Genomic DNA, 21,616 nt, shown 5'->3' on the forward strand with positions numbered 1-21,616 from the left:
TTTAAGGTTTAATAACAATATCTTGGTTTTAAATTTCTTAACTTTAACATTTGTTATCTAATCCATTAATTTGCTTTTATTTAATTATTATTACAAATTGGCAAAGAAATCATTTCCTTTGTCATCGGTAATAATAAACGCTGGGAAATCTTTCACGGTTATTTTACGAACGGCTTCCATACCCAATTCTTCAAAATCAATAACTTCCACAGATAAGATGTTTTCTTTTGCCAAAATGGCTGCAGGACCACCAATAGAACCCAAATAGAACCCACCATATTTGTTACAAGCATTCATTACATCCTTGCTTCGGTTTCCTTTCGCTAGCATAATCATGCTTCCGCCAGCGGCTTGGAATTCATCTACATACACGTCCATTCTTCCTGCGGTTGTGGGTCCGAAACTTCCTGATGGCATGCCGTCTGGTGTTTTTGCAGGTCCGGCATAATATACAGGATGATTTTTAAAATACTCTGGCATTGGTTTTCCAGCGTCTAATAATTCTTTAATTTTTGCATGTGCAATATCACGAGCTACAATTAATGTGCCATTTAATTTTAAACGGGTTTTGATTGGATATTTCGATAATTCAGTTAAAATTTCCGACATAGGTTTGTTTAAATCAACTTCTACCGCTGGCTCTAAATGTGGTGCTGTTGCTGGTAAAAACTGACTTGGGTTGGTTTCTAATTGTTCTAAGAAAATACCGTCTTTCGTAATTTTTCCTTTAATATTTCTATCTGCAGAACACGAAACTCCCATTCCAACAGGACAAGATGCTGCGTGACGAGGCAAACGAATTACTCGTACATCATGAGTTAAATATTTTCCACCAAACTGGGCTCCAATTTGACTTTCTTGACAAATAATCTGCACTCTTTTTTCCCATTCTAAATCGCGAAACGCTTGACCAGACATATTTCCAGAAGTTGGAAGATTGTCATAATATCCCGCTGATGCTTTTTTGACAGTTGCTAAATTCGCTTCAGCAGATGTACCACCAATTACTAAAGCTAAGTGATACGGCGGACAAGCCGCTGTTCCTAAATCCATAATGCGCTCGCGAACAAATTCTTCTAAAGATTTGTCATTTAATAACGATTTTGTTTTTTGATATAAGAAGGTTTTGTTGGCCGAACCACCACCTTTTGTTAGAAATAAAAACTCATACGTGGCGCCTTTTTTTGCATAAATATCAATCTGAGCTGGAAGATTTGAACCTGAGTTTTTTTCTTCAAACATCGAAATTGGTACAATTTGCGAGTATCGAAGATTTTTATTTTGGTACGTATTGTAAATTCCTTTGGATAACCATTCGCCATCTTCTACACCTGTGTACACGTTTTCACCTTTTTTAGCCACAACAATCGCTGTTCCTGTATCTTGACAAGAAGGTAATTGACCTTCTACAGCTACAGCCGCATTTTGTAATAAATTATAGGCTACAAATCGGTCGTTGTCTGTGGCTTCTGGGTCTTCGATAATATTTCGTAATTTTTGTAAATGTGTTGAACGCAGCATGAAAGAAACATCGTCCATCGCTTCTTGTGCTAATAATTCTAATCCTTTTGGGTCTACCACTAAGATTTCTCTATCGCCATGTAGTTCTATTTTTACAAAATCTGAAGTTAATTTTTTGTAGGTTGTATCGTCTTTTAAAATAGGATACGGGTCTTGATATATAAAGTCCATTTGTTTGAGTTTTGAAGCGTAAAGTTAAGGAATATTTTAAAAAAACCGGGCATGAGTTTCAAACTCTTACAGGTAACTATCTTCTAAAAAAACCAACTCGCCACAGCAATTGCTGCTATTACACAAATTAAATCTACCAAAAGCATAATTCCTAAAGTGTATCGGGTGTTTTTTACATGAATGCTTCCAAAATATACCGCAATTACATAAAAAGTAGTTTCTGCACTGCATTGAAAAATAGCGCTCAATCTTCCGGTTAATGAGTCTACTCCAAACGTATTCATGGCATCAATCATGAATCCTCTCGAACCACTTGAGCTGAAAGGGCGTAACATGGCAACAGGTAAAGAATCGGTAATTTGTTTACTTACGCCAATATTGGAAAATACAAAAGAAATTCCGTTACTCATAATTTCAAACAAGCCACTATTTCTAAAAAATGAAATGGCCACTAACATTCCCATTACGTAAGGAAAAATTGTAACACCAGTTGTTAATCCGTTTTTGGCACCGGAAACGAAAGCATCAAAGATTGTGGTTTTTTGCTCAACAAATTTACTTTCTTTAGTGAAAGCATAAACTAATGTAATCCCAATAATTCCAATTAACATTAAACCTGATAAATTAGAGGTAAAGAAGTTTTTTTCTACTAAATTTAATCCGTTAACGTAAAATAATAATCCGGTGATTGCAGCAATTATAGTCATTAATCCAACGATTAAAGTAGCGCTTTTAAAGTTTATTTTCTGTTTGATTCCAACAATTAATAGGGCTGCAATAGTGCCTATAAATGAGGTGATGATACAAGGCAACATAACATCTGCTGGATTTTCCGCATTTGCTGCTGCACGATAACCAATAATTGATGTTGGAATTAAAGTTAACCCTGCCGCATGCAAACACATAAACATAATTTGCGCATCGCTGGCTTTGTCTTTGTCTGTATTAAGCGTTTGTAAACTTTCCATAGCTTTTAATCCGAAAGGTGTGGCAGCAGAATCTAATCCTAAGAAATTTGCCGCAAAGTTTAACGTCATATAAGAAACCGATTCGTGATTTTTAGGTACAGATGGAAATATTTGTGCGAAAAACGGACTTAATTTTTTGGCTAATTTTTCGGATGCACCTGAAATTATTAGCAACTCCATTAAACCACAAAAGAAAGCCAAATAGGCCATAAGAGGCAGAACAATATCGAACAAACTGTTTTTACAAGTTGGTAATAAACCATCCGATTTTTGTTTGCCACTATATATTTTTACCGTTTGGTTTTTATAAACGTATGTAGTATCTGGATTTAAGGCATCTCTATTGATAGTAAATGTTTTTTCTTCGGATTTTTGAATACTATCTTTAATGAAAACAGGGATTTCTTTTAAAAATTTTTCCGAAATTAAAACAGGATCATCTTTTTTTCCATTTAATACATAATCTACAGAATACGTGTTTTCTGCAAACAAACTTACTATAATAAACACTATAGAAGAAATAAAAATAGCCAACCAAAATCTACTTAATACCATATTGTATTTTTTTGTAAATGTATGATTTTATAAGATAAAAAAAAACCGTTCCAAAATCAATTAGAACGGTTTAGAATTTTTTAGGTATTTTTTATAAAGTGGGTTGTAACACTTTATCAATGATGTGTGCTACACCATTTGAACCCTGTATGTTTATTGTTTTAATACTTGCATTAACTGCTGTGATATCAGCAATATTAACTGTTCCAGCTGCTATAGAAATAGTTTGTTGTGGCCCAGTTAATTGAGTATTAATAACCAAAGGTGTAATAACTACAGGTGTTGCTGGCGCAACAAAAACAGTTGAAGACGAAGCTCTACGATTATTATTTTCAATATGATATTTCAATACTTTAGTAATATTTGCGTCAGATTGGCCATTTAAAAATGATGCACTTGTAAACGCAGCATTAGTTGGAGCAAAAACCGTACGTGATAACGCATTTGAAGCACCAGTTGCTGTTGTAGTAATATCTGTTAACACTGCAGCTTGAGGAGCAGAAGTTAATACGCCTAGTAAACTAGTCAAATCTGGATTGGCAATAATTAAGTTGTGTAATTTAGGAATATTTAATACATGACTAATTACATGTACAACTCCATTACTTGCATTTATATCCGATTGTAAAACAGATGCACCGCCATTAGTATTCCCTCCATTAAGTACTACACCATTAGTTTTATTTATGTATAAACTGATAGAGACAGAAGTTGATGTTGCATATGGAGAAAATGTGTTCACATATCCGCTATTTGGCAAATTAGCAGCTAATGTGCCTTCTGTTAATAAGTGGTATCTTAGTATTCTACTTAATGCAGCAATGTTAGCAGTTGTTGTAGTAGCTGCTATAGAAGCCTCAGTTATCCCAGCTGCAATAAAAGCACTATTTTTTGGAGCTAATACTGTGTGCGACCCTGGGTTTCTAAATGTATTTAGTAATCCAGTTTTAACTAAAGCTGCTTTCAAGATACTGAAATTTGCAGCATCAGCATCTAATATCTCTACAATGGTAGGATATTTTTCTACTACATTTTCTGATTCACTTTCACAAGAAAATGATAATAAAGCTACAGTTACTACTGCTAACGCTTTTGATATTTTATTAATTAGTTTCATCTTTTTAATGTTTTTTAGTTTACACTATTTACCAAATGTATATCTTAATGTGAATTGTGCTTGCCAAACATCAAATACCGATGAATTATTAGATAAGGTATCTTTAATTAAATATCTTTTTCCATTATCATCCGTTTGTTGTGCCAATTGAAAACTTGGAACATAATTGTTTGCAGCACTTGGCGCTGTACTTACCGATAATATTTGGGTATTTGTTGCTCTTTTAGAAACGCCCCAATCATGGTTTAACAAGTTTGTGAAGTTTAAGATGTCTGCTCTAAATTGAAAAGATTGTTTTTTCCCTTTTATTTTTAAGAAGAAATCTTGAGTTACAGATAAGTCTAAACGGTGTAACATTGGTAACGTAGATGCGTTTCTTTCCACGTATTGTCCACGTTTTGTCTTTAAATAAGAATCCTGTTCAATATATTTATCGAAAGCTTCTGCTTGTTGAGCGGCAGTAAATAATACTTGAGATACACCACCAACATTTTGAGTGATATCTGCAAATCTAATTTCTGATACTTTATTTGGTACGTACAACAAATCATTTCCATTTACACGGTCACCGTTGATGTCACTTCCGTAAGTATAGGTATAAGGACTTGCTTTTTCTCCAACATAACCAATATTAATTGAAGTAGATCCGCCATATTTAGATCCATAATTTAATTTATAGCCTAATAAACCTACAATTCTGTGAGGCGTATTGTTGTTTGAATTAGATAAATCTAAATTGTTATTTCCTAACACAGATCTTGCTCCTGTCCAAGAACCTGAAGCAATAGAACCAGCAGATAATAAATCTTGAGCAGTTGATTTAGTATAGGCAACTGACCCCCAAAATCCATTTTTGTAAGGATACTCTAACTTAAATGTAGTTGAAACAAAATAACCTTGGTTTGAGTTTGATAATACAATTGCATTTGATACATTATCATTTATTCTTGCTCCAGCATCTGTTCCAGAATAAAAAGGTCGTGTATCACCACCATTATTTATGTTTCTTTGAGCAACTTCTAAATTAGCATTATAATAAAATACTTCGTTAATGTTTTGGCTATAAATTCCTTCAAATGAAGCTACTAAACCAAACGGCAATTTTTGATCTATAGCAAAATTTGTTTTCCAAGATTGTGGAAATTTGAAATTTTCATCTGTAAAAGCCAAATCAAATGTAGTTGGCAATTGAGGCGTGCTAGGTGTAAAATATTGACCTGGATTTGCTGTAAATCCATATCCACCTGCCGCTATAGCTGCACCACTTACATCAACAAATCCGGTTAATACACCATTGTTTCCAATTGCGTTAGATAAAAACACAAGAGGCGGTCTTCCTGTGAATACACCTGTTCCACCTCGAAAAATGGTTCTCGCATTTTTGTTCACATCAAAGTTAAATCCAAATCTTGGTTCAAACAAGTATTGTGTTTTTGGCATGTCGCCAGTATTGAATTTTTCGCCATTTGCAAAAGTCATAGCAGTAACCACTGGATTTTCTAGTGCTGTATCTACTAAACCAACCGCAGTAGCTCTAATTCCGTATGTTAATTTTAATTGGTTTGACACTTTATATTCATCTTGTGCATAAAGGTCAATTTTATTAGATTTTAAAACTTGCATTGGTTCTGCTCCACCTGGTAAAGCCGAGTATCTGTATTGAAATCTTGATGGTAAATTTGTAGTAGATGGCGCTCCACCATTAGCAACCGTTTCTGCAACTGCATTGTTAAAAGTTGTAAGGTCGTCAAAAATATAGACTCCATTTGATGCTGGGAAGAAATTATTGTTGGATACAAATCTTTCATAATTGGCACCAAATAATAAAGTATGTTTACCGAAGTTTCCTGTTATGTTATTGGTAAAGTGAAGGGTTGAGTAATCTAATAAATTAGAAGGTGTAAAAGGGTCTAAACCAGCAGAAATATAATTATTTGATCCCTTTTTAATGTCAATAGTTGGGAAAAGACCACCACCTTGTAAACCTCTATTTTCTAATTGTTTATCATATCCAGCGATAAAGTTATTTGACCATTTTTCTGAAATTTTCCAATCCCATTCTAAAACCGCAGATCTTGTATTGTCTTGAATAACGTAACCACTATTTTTGTATGACATAGAGAAAACGTTTGTTCTTCTGTTACCAAAACCAGCAGAGTTTGAATTTGAAATTAATTCATCAGCACCAGAATCGTGGTGCACATAACGTGCTGTTAACTTATGATTGTCATTAATATTCCAGTCAATTCTAGCTAAAAACTTTTTAGATTCTTTAACTGCATCAAAATTTTCAAAAGCACCTGTTTCGTAGCCAAATGAGTTTTGTAATAAGTTTGACACACTTACTAAATCAGTATAAGCTGTTTCAGATACTTGTGCTCCAGCATTTGGCGATCCTGATGAAGTCCAAGTTGTTGCTGGACTAACATTATCAATAGTTTCAAAGTTACCAAAGAAAAATAACTTGTCCTTGATAATTGGTGCGCCAATTCGAGCTCCCCAAATTTTTTCTTCAAATTTTGAAGGCGTAATATTTATATTTCCGGCTCTTTCACCTAAATATTCTTTTTTATTATTTCTGAATGAATGATAAACAGAACTTTCAACTTCATTTGTACCACTTCTAGTTACCGCATTAATCCCTGAACCTGTAAAACCTGATTGTCTAATATCGAAAGGAGCAATGTTTACTTGAAGTTGTTCAATAGCATCTAATGAAATTGCAGTAGAACCTGTTCTACCTCCAGCTTGAGAATCTGAACCCAAACCAAAACCATTATTAAATACAGAACCATCAATTGTAAAATTGTTCAAACGAGAATCTTGCCCTCCAAATGTTCCGTTACTTCCAGCATTTGCATTATATTTTGTAATACTGTTGATGTTTCTAGAACCAATAATCGGCACAGCGTTAATTTCTCTGTTAGAAAATTGCTGACCCGCACCCGTTTTACTTTTGTTAAAAGCATCTTTATAATTTACAGATACAATTTTTACTTCTTCAATAGAATTAATGGTACTTTGCATCTCAATATTAATTACAATTGAGTTTCCTAATGGAGCCGTAATTTCTTCAATTACAAAAGGGTTATACCCTACATAATTTACTTTAATTGTGTAAGGACCTCCTGGTCTTACAGAATTAGCCGAGTAATTTCCTTTTTCGTCAGTTGTCGAAAAGTACTTTGTTCCCGTGGGAACGTGCTTAATTTCTACTACTGCAGCTGCAAGAGTTTCACCTGTTGAAGATTTTACAGTACCAGTTATAGCTGATTTTGTAACTTGTGAAAAACCAAATGCCGAAATGAATAGAAAAAACCAATAAATGTTCTTTTTCATGTTTTGTTAGTTAAATATTTTCCACAAAATTAGAATAAATATTCACGTCTAATATTAAGAAAACATTAACATTTCATTTATTTTTTAACTAATAAATTTACTTAATAGCGTAGTTGTTGAACTGTCGTGGTTTTTGATGTTTCCGCTTTCTATTTCGTTTAAAATAGAATTGGCCAATTGCTTCCCAAGTTCTACACCCCATTGGTCATAACTATAGATGTTCCAAATAATGCCTTGTACAAAAATTTTGTGTTCGTACATGGCTACTAATGCGCCCAAACTTTCTGGAGTGAGTTTGTTAATTAGTAGGGTATTGGTGGGTTTGTTGCCTTCAAAAACTTTAAAAGGTATTAAATCTGCTACTTCAGCTTCTGTTTTACCTTGTGCTAAAAATTCTGAAAGTACTTGTTCACGAGATTTTCCTTTTAATAAGGCTTCTGTTTGCGCAAAAAAGTTAGACATTAATTTGTTATGATGGTCTTTTTCGCCATAAAGCGGCTCAATAAAACCAATAAAATCTGTTGGAATTAGTTTTGTTCCTTGATGAATTAATTGAAAAAACGCGTGTTGCGAATTGGTTCCTGGCTCGCCCCAAACAATTGTTCCTGTTTGATAATTTACAGATTTTCCATTTCTAGCAATAGATTTTCCATTGCTTTCCATAATACCTTGTTGTAAATAAGGCGCTAGTTTTTGTAAATATTGTGTATACGGAATTAGTGCTTCTGTTTCGGCACCAAAGAAATTATTATGCCAAATACTTAACAACGCTAATACTACAGGAATGTTATTTTCAAAAGGCGTATTTGCAAAATGCACATCCATTTTATTCGCACCTTTTAATAATTGATTAAAATTATCGTATCCAACAGCTAAACTTATAGTTAAACCAACGGCACTCCATAATGAAAATCTTCCGCCAACCCAATCCCACATTGGGAAAATATTTTCGGGTGCGATACCAAAGTTGGTTACGTTTTTCAAATTTGTTGAAACGGCTACAAAATGTTTGGCAATATCTTTCTCAGTAGCATACTGTAAAAACCATTTTTTTACGGTTTCCGAATTGGTTAAGGTTTCCTGAGTCGTAAATGTTTTAGAAACGATAACAAATAAAGTAGTTTCAGGATTTATTTTTTTTAATATTTCTTGTACATGATCGCCATCTACATTAGAAATAAAATGTGTGTTTAAATTGTTTTTATAAAATTGTAAGGCTTCCACAATCATGGCCGGACCTAAATCCGAACCACCAATTCCAATATTCACCACATCTGTAAATGGTTTTCCAGAATATCCTTTCGCTTCTCCTGAAATGATATAATTTGTAAAATCTTTTATTTTATTTTTTGTGTCATAAATTTCAGGAATTACATTTTTTCCTTCAAACAAAACCACATCGTTTTCATTAGCACGTAATGCGGTATGAAGCACAGCTCTGTCTTCGGTTTCATTTATTTTTTCTCCCGAAAAATACTTTGATATAGCATCTGGCAACCCTACTTCATTTGCTAATTCTATAAGTAATTGTATGGTTTCTTCAGTCCAATTATTTTTTGAAAAATCTACATAAAAATCATGCCATTCAATATTGAATTTTTCGGCTCTTTTGGCATCATTTTTAAACAAATCTTGAATAGATTGCTGTTCAATTTCTGAAAAATGAGAGGTTAATTTTTGCCAAGCTTTTGTTTCGGTTGGATTGATATGTTGTAATTTCATGATAAAATTGTTTATTCTTTAAATGTTTTTGCAGTGGTTTCGTCTAATTCTTTTTTTAGCGGTGCAATTGTAGCTAAATATTTTGTTTTTTGTTTTTTTGTCATGGGTTCCGAAGTAGGCATTTTTAAACGTAAAGGATCTACTTGAACGCCATTTTTCCAAAAACGATAACACACGTGCGGACCAGTTGCTAAACCAGTACTTCCCACTTTTCCAATAATTTGTCCTTGCGAAACAGATTGCCCTCTTCGAACTAAAATTTTCGACATGTGAAGGTATTGTGTGGCGTATTTTCCGTTGTGTTTTACTTTTACAAAATTTCCGTTTCCAGAAGTATATCCCGTGGCTTCTACAACTCCTGAAGCGGTTGTTTTTATAGGTGTTCCGTGTGGTGCAGCATAATCTGTACCATTATGTGCTTTCCAAGTAAATTGTACTGGATGAAATCTTCGAGTTGTAAATTTTGAGGTTAATTTGAAAAAGGATAAAGGTGCTTTTAAAAACATACTTTTAGCTCCCGAAGCTTTTTCGTCATAATATTCTACTTTTTTTTGATTCTCATTTAATTTATAAGGGAAAGCGTATATTTTTTTCCCTTTGTATTCAAAATAAGACGCTTCTACTTCGTCTACTCCTAAATATTCTCCGTTTTCAAAATATTTTTCTTTAATGGTTACAGCAAATTTATCGCCTTTTTTTAGCTTGAAAAAGTCAATTGAATATTTATAAATCTGTGCCAATTCGTTTGCTAAATCTGCGCTTACTCCTTTTCTTGATAAAGTTTCTGATAAAGAGCCGTCCAACTCTGCCGCAATAGTTCTTCTTTTAATTATGGTAGGACGTTTTTTTATTTCTACACGAATAGAATCTCTTAGGTCGACCACTAAAAAACTGGTTTTGTCTTGCACATAAACCATTGCTTTTAATTTTTTCTTGTTTTTTTTATCGGAAAAAGTTAAAAAAGCTTTACCTGCTCGGATGTTTTTAATGTTGAAAGAATCTTTAATTTTTTCAGTTACATCAAATGTTTTTAAACTATCGGGTAGTGTGTACGCTTCTAAAATGGTGCTAAATGTGTCGCCAGATTGCAAGGTATCTTCAACCACAGAAAAATCATTAAAAGTAAATCCGTATTTTTTAATTATAGGTACTTTTTTTGTGATTTTTGCTGCCGATTTACTGTCATTTTCTTTGTTTTGACAGGAAAACGTAAGCAGTAGTAAAGCGTATAATATGTATTTCAAATCTTGGTTTTTAATTATTCTCCCCAGTTTTTTAATTCTTCTTCGCTCCAAAGTTCTGGAAAGAAAATTCTTTTTTGGTATTTTGGTAGCATGTATTTTTTCCAATCACTTCCGCCTGTAGCTTCATGATTTCCAGGAACGCTTTCAATATATTTTTTTGCCGCATTAAAATGTCCCATCACCCAAGTAATATTTACAGTTTTGTCGTAATGACGCATAGCCGCTATTAATTCTGGATTTTTTTGATCGTTTTCTGGTAATTGTTTAAATTTTTGCCAAAGATTTATGGTATTGTATTCTTCCATAAAAGCCAAAAATTCCTTCTTATATTTTCGTTCAAATTCGCATAACAAATATGATTTTTCTCCTGTTTGATGATCTTTTCCTGCAGCTTGCCAATATAAATGTTCTAACGCGTGCGTGTAAGACGTGTTTCTATCAATGGTTGCTCTAAAACGGAAATCGATTAAATTAATTAAATCGGTTGATGCAAATTCAATCATTCTATATTGTGCACTTTGAAAACCACTTGCAGGCGTTAAGGTATTTCGGAATTTTAAATATTGCTCTGGTTCCATGCCTTCTTTCATAATATCAAAAGAAGTGGTTAACATATCAAAATAGCGGCTAATTCTGTTTAATCTTTCTGTAAAAAATTCAGTACTTGGTGCAGTATTATGGCACACTTGTTCCATTTCCCAAAGTATCATTTTAAATAACAATTCATTCACCTGATGATACATAATAAACACCATTTCATCTGGTAGAGTAGAACGTTGAATTTGTAAATTTAAAAGCGCATCGGTTTGAATATAATCCCAATATGTTATTGGTTTTGCCCAAAGTAATCCTTCTAAATGGGTTTCTGTTTTTTGATTTATTTTTTCGAACTTTTCATCTAATTGTTCGATTTTTGTTGAAATAGTATCTTTCAAAATAAGTATTATTTAAAATTTATAGGATGTTTTAATCCTTTGTACTGATCAATATCTGCTTTTATAGAACCAACTGCTAAACTGGCTTTTACTCGGATTGGAATTTTATTTTCATCATCTGATATCCAAACGGTTACACTTTCTTCTTCTTTAAAAACACGCCCGGCTTGTACTAGTGGTTTAAAAATCATGCAGTTTATTTCTCCAAATTTAGAGTTTATATTTTCTTTACCAACAAATTTAAGTTTAAATTTTGTAGTTTCTTCATCAAAAAACATATCTATCGTTATGGATTCGCCAACAACCAATTTGTCAATTTTAGGGTGATTCCTTAGATAATAAAAAGACGAAACAATATCCTGAATATTTTCAGGTACATTAAACGTTTTTTCAGTTTTGTTTTTATAATCTTTTACTAAAACGGTATTGTTGTTTTGGTTGAAATAGCCTTGTTGGTTTTTGGTATAGCCACCTTCGTTTATGTTTCTAATAAACACATAAGGTTTGTTGGTTTCTTTATTAAAATAGCTTTCGTAGTTGTCCACTACTTTAAACATCATTTTAGTCACGCCAGTTGTGTAGCCTTTTCCTATAACATGGTGCATTTTTTTACCGTTAAGATCGGCGTCTTTAACTTCTAAAGTGGCATAACCGGCATTTATTAATCCGTAGTGTATTCTTAATTTGAAAAATTCACCAATGGCGTAAGAATCCATTTCCTCAGTATCAAAAGAGTTGGATAGCACAAACACCGTTAAAAGTAAAATTATTCTTTTCATTTTATAAGGTTTTCTTTGTAGAATGCAATTATTGTTCCAAAGTTACAAAAAACAAAAAACCCAGTCAAATGAATTAACTGAGTTTTTATTTTTAACCAACCAAAAACTATAAATTATGAAAACTTATACGCAATATGAGTCTACTACCTCTCAATTGCCCTGCAAAGATATGTTAAGGTTTTGTGTTTTATTTAAATAAAAATCAACTTTAACACTTTTAACAGAAAAATACGCAAGAAAAGTGGTTAAAATTCAACAAAACAAAAAAATAACCTACTTTTTTTATCTATTTGACAATATTGTTTTTAACCAATTGGTTTTTAATGATTTATAATCGGTGTATTTTAATTTAAAAAGCAGCTGTTGTAGCTGCTTTTTATTTTTATAATGTTCCTCTTTTGGCTTGTTCTCTTTCAATAGATTCAAACAAGGCTTTAAAGTTTCCTGCTCCAAAACCCCTGGCGCCCATTCTTTGGATAACTTCGAAGAAAAGTGTTGGTCGGTCTTCTATTGGTTTGGTGAAAATTTGTAATAAATACCCTTCCTCATCGGCATCAATCATAATACCTAATTTTTGAAGTTCGTTGATGTCTTCTTTAAATTTTGACATGTGATCTTTCAATCTTTCTGGAATGGCATCATAATATGCTTGTGGTGGCGTACTTAAAAATTCGATTCCACGAGAACGCATATCGGCAACTGTAGTAATAATGTCATCTGTAGCAACTGCTATATGTTGCACGCCTTCGCCTTCATAAAAATCTAAATATTCTTCAATTTGAGAACGTTTTTTTCCATTGGCCGGTTCGTTAATTGGAAATTTGATTCTTCCATTTCCGTTACTCATAACTTTCGACATCAATGCTGAGTATTCAGTAGTAATTTGTTTGTCGTCAAAAGAAAGGAAATTAACAAATCCCATTACATCTTCAAACCATTTTACGGCTTCATTCATTCTATTCCAACCCGTATTTCCAACCATATGGTCAATAAATTTTAATCCAACAGGTGCTGGATTATAATCCGATTTCCATTCTTGATAACCAGGCATGAAAATTCCGTTGTAATTTTTACGTTCCACAAACACAAACACCGTTTCTCCGTATGCGCCATAAATACCGGCACGAACTACCTCTCCATCTTCGTCTTTTTCAACAACAGGCTCAAAATAAGGTTTTGCACCTCGTTTTGTAGTTTCTTCAAATGATTTTCTAGCATCTTCAACCCAAAGTGCAATGACTTTAACGCCATCTCCATGTTTTTTAACATGTTCTCCAATTGGTGAATTACTGTTTAAAGCGGTTGTTAATACTAAACGTATTTTATCTTGTTTTAAAACATAAGACGCTCTGTCTTTTACGCCAGTTTCTAATCCTGCATACGCTAATGATTGAAAACCGAAAGCCGTTTTGTAAAAATGAGCGGCTTGTTTGGCGTTTCCTACATAAAATTCTACGTAATCTGTTCCTAATAAAGGCAAGAAATCTTGTGCGCCTTCAAATATTTTTTCTAAGCCGTATTCGACTGATTTTAAATCTTTCATAATAATATGTTAATTAGAGAATTTGATAATTAGAAAATGGGTACGTGATAATAATTATTTAATGAACACATTTCCTATTTATTTATTTTATTTTTGAGGTTGAAATTATTTTATTTAATATTTTTAAAATTTCTGATAAATCCATTAATAATTCTTTACAATCTGGATATGATTTATGAGCATCACATAGAAATAACCAATATTCTGTTTCGTCAGCTTCCTTAATGGTAATTTTTAATTTATGTATAAAGTCTGCTTTACTTTCAGCGTTTTGGGCTTCTTTAGAGTTTGCTCCTATTGAAGTTCCGCTTTTCAATAATTGATTTCCTATTACAAATTTCTTTTTTTCTTGTAATGATTCGGTAAAATCAATTATTTTAAGTGAAAACTCAAAAGTTTTAATTAAAAGTGCATTGTTTTTATATTTTTCATTAAAAGTCATTTTTTTGAAATTATAAAATGAGTTGATTAATTAATCTGAAAATGTATTTGTTTTGGATATTTTAGTATTATCTAATTATCAAATTGACACATTATCTAATTATTCCACCCAAGATTTATAGTATTTCCCATCGTCTAATCCCATTGCTGTTTCTGTTACCATTAATGGACGAAATGTATCAACCATTACAGCTAATTCTTTTGTTTCGGTATGACCAATACTTCTTTCCATTGCTCCTGGTGCAGGGCCATGAGGAATTCCTTTTGGATGTAAAGTGATATGTCCTTGTTCGATATTATTTCTACTCATAAAATCGCCATCAACATAATACAATACTTCATCAGAATCAATATTACTATGATTATAAGGAGCAGGAATTGATTTTGGATGATAATCGTACAATCTTGGTACAAAAGAGCATACTACAAATGTTGCTGTTTCAAATGTTTGATGAATTGGCGGCGGTAAATGAACACGTCCTGTAATAGGTTCAAAATTATGAATTGAAAATCCGTAAGGGAAATTATATCCGTCCCAACCAATAACATCAAAAGGATGTGTGGCATAAACTACCTCGTGCATCATTCCTTCTTTTTTGATTTTGATTAAGAAATCACCTTTTTCGTCATAGGTTTCTATTTCAGAAGGTAATTTAAAATCTCTTTCACAAAATGGCGAATGTTCTAAATGCTGCCCAGATTCGTTTTTATATCTTTTTGGGGTATAAAAAGGCGCATAAGATTCTACATAAAATAAGCGATTGTCTTCTGAATTGAAATCAATTTGATAAATCATTCCGCGTGGAATAATTAAGTAATCGCCATATTCAAAATCTATATTTCCCATCATAGTTCTAAGTTTTCCAGAACCTTTATGGATAAATATCATTTCGTCTGCATCTGCATTTTTATAAAAATAACTGCGTAATGATTTTTTTGGTGCGGCTAATCCGATAATACAATCTTTGTTAACAAGCATGTCTTTTCTGCTTTCTAAAAAATCGTCAGCTGGTTGTAATTCAAAACCTTTTAATAATAGCGACTTAATGTTCTTCCCAATAGCGATTTTTGGTTCAACAGAATAAGATTTAGTAATCTCTTTAACCTGTGTTGGTCTATGCACATGGTATAATAATGAAGAATGTCCATGAAATCCTTCGGTACCAAAAAGTTGTTCGTAATATAATCCACCATCAGTTTTTTCAAACTGCGTGTGGCGTTTTTGAGGGAAATCTCCTAATTTATGATATATTGGCATTTTTTTTAATTAGATAATTAGACAATGAAAAAATTAGATAATTTGCAAAAGGGCACAGTATCTAATGGGCACATAAAACTACTCACTCAGGATTTCTCTTGATGAGGAATTTTAAGTGGACTAATAATCCGTTCCAGTTTTCCATATCACAAATGTCGGAAAAATTTATTATAAAAAAAAACGACTTCAATTGAAGTCGTTTTTTAAATATTATATTATTCTGGTTTGTTATTAGATTTTTTGTCAGGGTTATTTAACACACTGTTTTTCTTACTATATACAAAGTAAAATATAAGCCCAAGTGCTAACCATGCTGCTAATCGCAACCAGTTTGTCCATCCTAATCCTGCAATCATAGCTAAACAAACACCAACTCCAAGAATTGGAACTAACGGCACGAATGGTGTTTTGAATTCTCTTTTCATGTCTGGATGTGTTTTTCTTAAAACAATTACTGAAATACAAACTAAAATAAAGGCGAATAGCGTTCCTATACTTGTCATGTCTCCAACAATATCTCCAGGAACAAATGCAGCGAATAATCCAACAATAACTAAAATTGCAAGATTTGCTTTGTATGGTGTTTTATATTTTGGGTGTAAATCACCAAATGCTTTTGGTAACAAACCATCTTTACCCATAGAATAAAAAACACGTGATTGTCCTAACAACATTACTAATATTACTGAGGTAAATCCGAATAAAATAGCCACGGTTACAAACTGTGCTAACCATTCATATCCAGGCATTGCAGAAGTAATTGCATTAGCCACCGAAGCTTCTTTTCCTCCATTTCTAAAAAATTCAACATCTTCAAGACCTGTTAACACGTGTGCAAAAAGAATATAAAGAACGGTACAAACTGCTAATGAGCCAAGAATACCAATAGGCATATCACGTTTTGGGTTTTTAGTTTCTTGGGCTGCTGTACTTACTGCATCAAAACCAATAAATGCAAAAAAGACTGTTCCTGCCGCTCCAAGAACCCCCCAAATACCGCCAAAATTATGACTTATTCCATGTTCGTCTGTAAAAATAGATGGTTGAGGAATATATGGTGTATGATTCGCTGGAGTAATAAAGTTCCAGCCAAGTATAATGATCAAAATTACAATAGTTACTTTTACTATAACTATTAAGCTGTTTACAAATGCTGATTCTTGTGTTCCTTTAATTAAAAGCAAACTAATCACCGCAACAATAAACAATGCGGGCAAATTTATAATACCATTTACACCCTCAGCTGAAACTTGAAAAGGGGAATGGCATAATTCATATGGAATTGGACTGGTATGGAGTACATTTACGAGTAAATTATTTAGGTATTCACTCCAAGCAATTCCTACAGTTGCTGCACCAACAGCATACTCTAAAATTAAATCCCAACCAATAATCCAGGCAAGTAATTCACCCATTGTTGCATAAGTATAGGTATAAGCACTTCCTGAAATTGGAATAGATGATGATAATTCAGCATAACATAAACCAGCTAATGCACAACCTATAGCCGCTACAATAAATCCTATAGTTACAGATGGCCCAGCACTTTGAGCTGCAGCTGTTGCAGTTCTGACAAATAATCCGGCACCAATAATTGCACCTATTCCTAGTGCAACTAATGACCAAGCTGTTAACGTTCTTTTTAATCCTTTTTCTGATTCAGTAGCTTCAGCAAGTAGTAATGAAATAGATTTTCTTTTCCAAATAGACATAAAGTAATAATTTTTTAGTTGCTTCAAATATAGGATATTTTCAATTAAATATCCAAATCCAAAAAAGAATTTAAAAAACGAAACCTAAATTCACCCAAAAAGCGGAAAAACTGGATTCAGGAGACCAAGTATATTTTATTTCAACGGGGCCTATTAAAGTTTCTAATCCATAGCCCAAACCAAATCCTGTATATGAAGGTTTGTTAAACCAGGTTTTCGTGGCTTTAAAAATAAAATCACCAATAATTGTGGCATTATATGTTAAGTTGATGTGATTTTTTTTATAAAATTCGAAATCAAAAGACCCACTGCTTTTTATATATGAATTTCCGCTTAAACTTAAAAAATCATATCCATAAAAAGGGCGAATGTTGGAGTTTTCTCTAAATCCAATTCCTCCCAAAGCAAAATCGAAATAAGGCAAATTAGAATACCCGATCTTGAAACCAATTTCATTTTGAATAATAAATGACAAATTTTTTAGGCAATTAAATGCAATTCCCATATCTGCTTTAGTAATTGAAAACTTTGAAAATTGATTCGTATAATCTGATGAATTAAAATAGTAATTAAAGTTACTCTTTAAATACCATCCTTTTTTTGGAAAATACTTATCATCAAAAGTATCATGATTAAGATACCCAAAAAATGATAAATAATTACTATTTTCAATTGTTTTATTTGCTTTTGGTAAATTGTCAGAATTTAAAAATAAGTTTTGAAACTCTACCCCTCCGCCAATATTAAATTTTCTTAAAAAAACAGTTTGTAGAAACACTTTAGTATTTATATTTGAATAATCTATATTTATTTTTTCAAAAGCATTGGTTAAATATTTTTGAATTCCAAATGCGGTATTTATATTTCTATTGAATTTATTTAAACTGGAGTTAATTCCAAAGCTAAAATAATAGCCATTGTCAATTAAGTAATTAAAATCGTACCTAAAATTATCGCCAAAAATTAAATCTAGGGAAACCATGTCATTTTTGGAGATAATTTTTTTCTGGGTGATATTTATCAAAGCACCACTTTTATACAATTCATCATAATGAAGTGCAAATTTCAAAAAAGTATTTATTTTGTTTTCTCGTAAACTAATAAAAATATCTTTTTCGTTAAATTGATATTTTACAGAACTAAAGTTTTGTGTATTGCTTAAATTTTGAATACCATTTTGAAAATCTGCAAAGCTTATTTTTGTGTTAGGTTTAAATCGTAATTTCCCTAAAACATATGCGCGTGTATAATTTTTCAGTTCTGTAAAAGCTATGTTTCCAACAAAAATAGAATCTTTAACAGGTTTTAATGCTGGTTTTTGATACGCTGTATTTTCAAATTTTAGTAGTTCTGATAAAAAATTTCTCGTTGCGTATTCACCATTTTCAATGATTTTCTTTCCATTTTCGAATGATAAAACCGTATATCCTTTTATTTCAGGTTTTATGTAAACATTTGTAAGCTGGCGCTTACTTTTCATTTGCGATTGTGTATTGAAATTAGAAATTTGCCCAAAAATAGTAGTAATACCTTGCAATTCATTTCGGTCTTTCAGTTCCTCTTGTACATCTACACCTATAATATATTCAGCACCTAATTCTTTAAGTTTTTCAACGGGATAATTATTTGTAACACCACCATCAACTAGTAGTCTTTCTTCAATTTCAATAGGATAAAAAATACTTGGAACAGAACTGCTTGCTACTAATGCTTGCGGAAAAATTCCTTTATTTAATACGATTTCTTCTCCAGTTTCAATATCTGTCGCCATACAAAAAAAAGGAATAGGTAATTTTTTAAAATCTCTTATGTTTCTTACGTGATAGGTTAATTTAGATAAAAAATTATAATTGAAAAAGCCTTTTGAAAATGCATTTGGCGTTTCTAGCTTTAATTTTTTAAAGGGTAATGATAACGCATAAATATCATCATTTCTTTTGTTAAAAAGTAATTTAGATTTTCTTGGGATATTATCCTGAACTAAATCGTCTATATTTAACGTGCTAAAAATAGAATCTAATTGTTTACCGGTATATCCAGAAGCGTAAAGTCCGCCAATGATAGCGCCCATACTGGTGCCGCCAATGTAGTCTATTTTTATACCTAAAGAATCAATTACTTTTAATACACCAATATGAGCCAATCCTTTTGCGCCGCCACCAGAAAGCACTAAACCAATTTTAGGTTTTTTAATGCTGTCTTGTGCTATTGAGTTAAAAGGCAAAAGTAAAAAGACAAAAGCAAAAAGTATAAAACAAGAAAATGTACCACGAATGTAATTCACTTGGCACTTTTTACTTTTTACTTGTTTATTTATCACGAGTTATTCTTTTTTGTAAAAGTCGGAAATTTTTTTTGCTTTTGAAAGTCCAATTACTGAAGAAATTTCAGATTCTGGTGCCTCTTTTATTCTTTTTACGCTTTTAAAGTGCGAAATTAAGGTAATCATTGTTTTTTCACCAATACCAGGAATACTTTCAACGGAAGAATTTAATGCCGCTTTGCTTCTTTTGTCACGATGATGTGTAATTCCAAATCGGTGCGCTTCGTTTCGTAATTGTTGAATTATTTTGAGCGTTTCCGATTTTTTATCCAAATATAAAGGAATTGGATCGTCTGGATAAAACAATTCTTCTAATCGTTTCGCAATACCAATAATGGCAATTTTACCACGTAAACCTAAATCTTCTAAACTTTTTAATGCTGAAGATAATTGTCCTTTTCCACCATCTATGATAATAAGTTGAGGTAAAGATTCTTTTTCGTCCAATAACCTTTTGTATCTTCTATACACCACTTCTTCCATTGAAGCGAAATCATTGGGTCCTTCAACGGTTTTTATGTTAAAATGTCTGTAGTCTTTTTTGCTAGCTTTTCCATCTTTAAATACCACACAGGCTGATACAGGATTTGTTCCTTGAATATTCGAGTTATCAAAACATTCAATATGTCGAGGTGCTACAGAAAGGCGTAAATCTTTTTGCATTTGTGCCATAATACGGTTTGTATGTCGGTCTGGATCTACAATTTTAATTTGTTTTAATTGGTCTAATCTGTAATATTTTGCATTTCTTACTGATAAGTTTAAAATCTCTTTTTTATCTCCTAATTTAGGAACAGTTATTTTAATTTTATCGCCTAAATCTATTTCAAAAGGCACTACTATTTCTGTTGAGGTTAAAAAGAATCGCGCTCTTATTTCTACAATAGCTAATTCTAATAATTCTTGATTGGTTTCGTCTAATTTTTTCTTTAATTCTAATGTGTGCGAGCGAATAATAGCGCCGTGCGAAATTTGTAAAAAATTGACATATGCCATTGTTTCATCGGAAATAATGGAGAAAACATCAATATTGGTAATCTTAGGATTTATTATCGTTGATTTTGCTTGATAGTTTTCTAAAACTTCAATTTTATCTTTAATTTTTTGGGCTTCTTCAAACTTCATTTCAGAGGCTAAAATCTGCATATGGTTTTTAAAATCTTTTAGACTTTCTTTAAAATTACCTTTTAAAATTTCTCGAATAGCTGTAATTTGTTTTTGATAATTTTCTTGCGATTCGTATCCTTCACAACCGCCTTTACAATTTCCGATATGATATTCTAAACAGACTTTGTGTTTTTCTGCTCTAATGTTTGCTGGAGATAAATCAAAATTACAGGTTCGTAAAGGATATAATTCTCTAATTAATTCTAATAATGTGTTTACGGTTTTAAAACTGGTGTAGGGACCAAAATATTCCGAGCCGTCTTTTATCATTTTTCGAGTAGAAAACACTCTTGGAAACGCTTCTTTTTTGATGCAAATCCAAGGATACGTTTTGTCATCACGAAGCAATACATTATATCTTGGCTGAAGTGTTTTAATAAGATTGTTTTCTAACAATAACGCATCGGTTTCTGTAGGAACAACAATGTGTTTTATGGTCACGATTTTTTTTACAAGTACCGCAGTTTTATAATTATCGTGGTTTTTTGTAAAATACGATTGTACGCGTTTTTTTAAATTTTTTGCTTTTCCAACATACAAAATCTTGTTGTCTTTGTCGTAATACTGATATACACCAGGATTATCAGGTAAAGTTTGTATTTGTAATTCTAAAGGTGAAAGCATTTTTAAAATTGATATTGAATTTAATATTGAATTGTTTTCAAATCAGTGTTTTAATAGATTTTTTACAACACAGATTGGATAAATTTTAGAAATCTTAAAAATTTCTCTAATCTGTGTTCTAAACTATTTTGAAATTGCTATTAAATATTGATATTGAATTTGATTTTTGTAATTGATATTGATATTGATATTGAATT

The 21,616-nt window shown here is 32.0% G+C and carries 14 protein-coding genes; all 14 read right to left on the reverse strand.

Features of this window, described 5'->3' with window-relative positions; translation table 11 throughout:
* Window positions 1-90: 90 nt before the first annotated feature.
* The 14 genes from ABWP78_RS00285 to uvrC all read right to left on the reverse strand — a co-directional run bounded on the left by ABWP78_RS00285 (window position 91) and on the right by uvrC (window position 21,419).
* The gene (locus tag ABWP78_RS00285; protein ID WP_353167719.1) at window positions 91-1,692 is read right to left on the reverse strand and encodes a fumarate hydratase; all 1,602 of its coding nucleotides are present in this window, start codon (window positions 1,690-1,692) and stop codon (window positions 91-93) included.
* Between the two features lie 83 nt (window positions 1,693-1,775).
* Entirely contained in the window at window positions 1,776-3,215 is a 1,440-nt protein-coding gene (locus ABWP78_RS00290) for a spore maturation protein (protein ID WP_353167721.1), read from the reverse strand.
* 91 nt (window positions 3,216-3,306) lie between these two features.
* Window positions 3,307-4,332 (reverse strand): fasciclin domain-containing protein, encoded by a 1,026-nt coding sequence (locus ABWP78_RS00295; protein WP_353167724.1) that lies wholly within the window; start codon window positions 4,330-4,332, stop codon window positions 3,307-3,309.
* Between the two features lie 24 nt (window positions 4,333-4,356).
* Window positions 4,357-7,671, reverse strand: coding sequence for a TonB-dependent receptor (locus ABWP78_RS00300; protein ID WP_353167727.1), 3,315 nt, complete (start codon window positions 7,669-7,671; stop codon window positions 4,357-4,359).
* An 84-nt stretch (window positions 7,672-7,755) separates the two neighbouring features.
* Window positions 7,756-9,393 (reverse strand): glucose-6-phosphate isomerase, encoded by a 1,638-nt coding sequence (pgi, locus tag ABWP78_RS00305; RefSeq protein ID WP_353167729.1) that lies wholly within the window; start codon window positions 9,391-9,393, stop codon window positions 7,756-7,758.
* Between the two features lie 11 nt (window positions 9,394-9,404).
* A complete protein-coding gene (locus tag ABWP78_RS00310; RefSeq protein ID WP_353167732.1) occupies window positions 9,405-10,637 on the reverse strand; it encodes a M23 family metallopeptidase in 1,233 nt (410 codons plus the stop codon).
* A gap of 14 nt (window positions 10,638-10,651) precedes the next feature.
* Window positions 10,652-11,572 (reverse strand): tryptophan 2,3-dioxygenase family protein, encoded by a 921-nt coding sequence (locus ABWP78_RS00315; protein ID WP_353167734.1) that lies wholly within the window; start codon window positions 11,570-11,572, stop codon window positions 10,652-10,654.
* Between the two features lie 8 nt (window positions 11,573-11,580).
* Window positions 11,581-12,351 carry a DUF3108 domain-containing protein gene (locus ABWP78_RS00320; protein WP_353167736.1) on the reverse strand — a complete coding sequence of 257 codons (771 nt, stop codon included), beginning with the start codon at window positions 12,349-12,351 and terminating at the stop codon, window positions 11,581-11,583.
* A 382-nt stretch (window positions 12,352-12,733) separates the two neighbouring features.
* Window positions 12,734-13,897, reverse strand: a complete 1,164-nt coding sequence (hppD, locus tag ABWP78_RS00325; protein WP_353168096.1) for a 4-hydroxyphenylpyruvate dioxygenase — start codon at window positions 13,895-13,897, stop codon at window positions 12,734-12,736.
* Between the two features lie 79 nt (window positions 13,898-13,976).
* Window positions 13,977-14,336, reverse strand: a complete 360-nt coding sequence (locus ABWP78_RS00330; protein ID WP_353167738.1) for a four helix bundle protein — start codon at window positions 14,334-14,336, stop codon at window positions 13,977-13,979.
* 99 nt (window positions 14,337-14,435) lie between these two features.
* Window positions 14,436-15,593, reverse strand: a complete 1,158-nt coding sequence (locus ABWP78_RS00335; protein WP_353167740.1) for a homogentisate 1,2-dioxygenase — start codon at window positions 15,591-15,593, stop codon at window positions 14,436-14,438.
* Between the two features lie 215 nt (window positions 15,594-15,808).
* Window positions 15,809-17,305, reverse strand: a complete 1,497-nt coding sequence (locus ABWP78_RS00340; RefSeq protein WP_353167743.1) for an amino acid permease — start codon at window positions 17,303-17,305, stop codon at window positions 15,809-15,811.
* Window positions 17,306-17,375: 70 nt separating this feature from the next.
* Window positions 17,376-19,625 (reverse strand): patatin-like phospholipase family protein, encoded by a 2,250-nt coding sequence (locus tag ABWP78_RS00345; RefSeq protein ID WP_353167745.1) that lies wholly within the window; start codon window positions 19,623-19,625, stop codon window positions 17,376-17,378.
* A 3-nt stretch (window positions 19,626-19,628) separates the two neighbouring features.
* Window positions 19,629-21,419: an excinuclease ABC subunit UvrC gene (gene uvrC, locus ABWP78_RS00350; RefSeq protein ID WP_353167747.1), complete on the reverse strand. Its 1,791-nt coding sequence runs from the start codon at window positions 21,417-21,419 to the stop codon at window positions 19,629-19,631.
* Between the last annotated feature and the right edge of the window lie 197 nt (window positions 21,420-21,616).

This window comes from Flavobacterium sp. (assembly GCF_040402955.1).
Taxonomy (GTDB): domain Bacteria; phylum Bacteroidota; class Bacteroidia; order Flavobacteriales; family Flavobacteriaceae; genus Flavobacterium.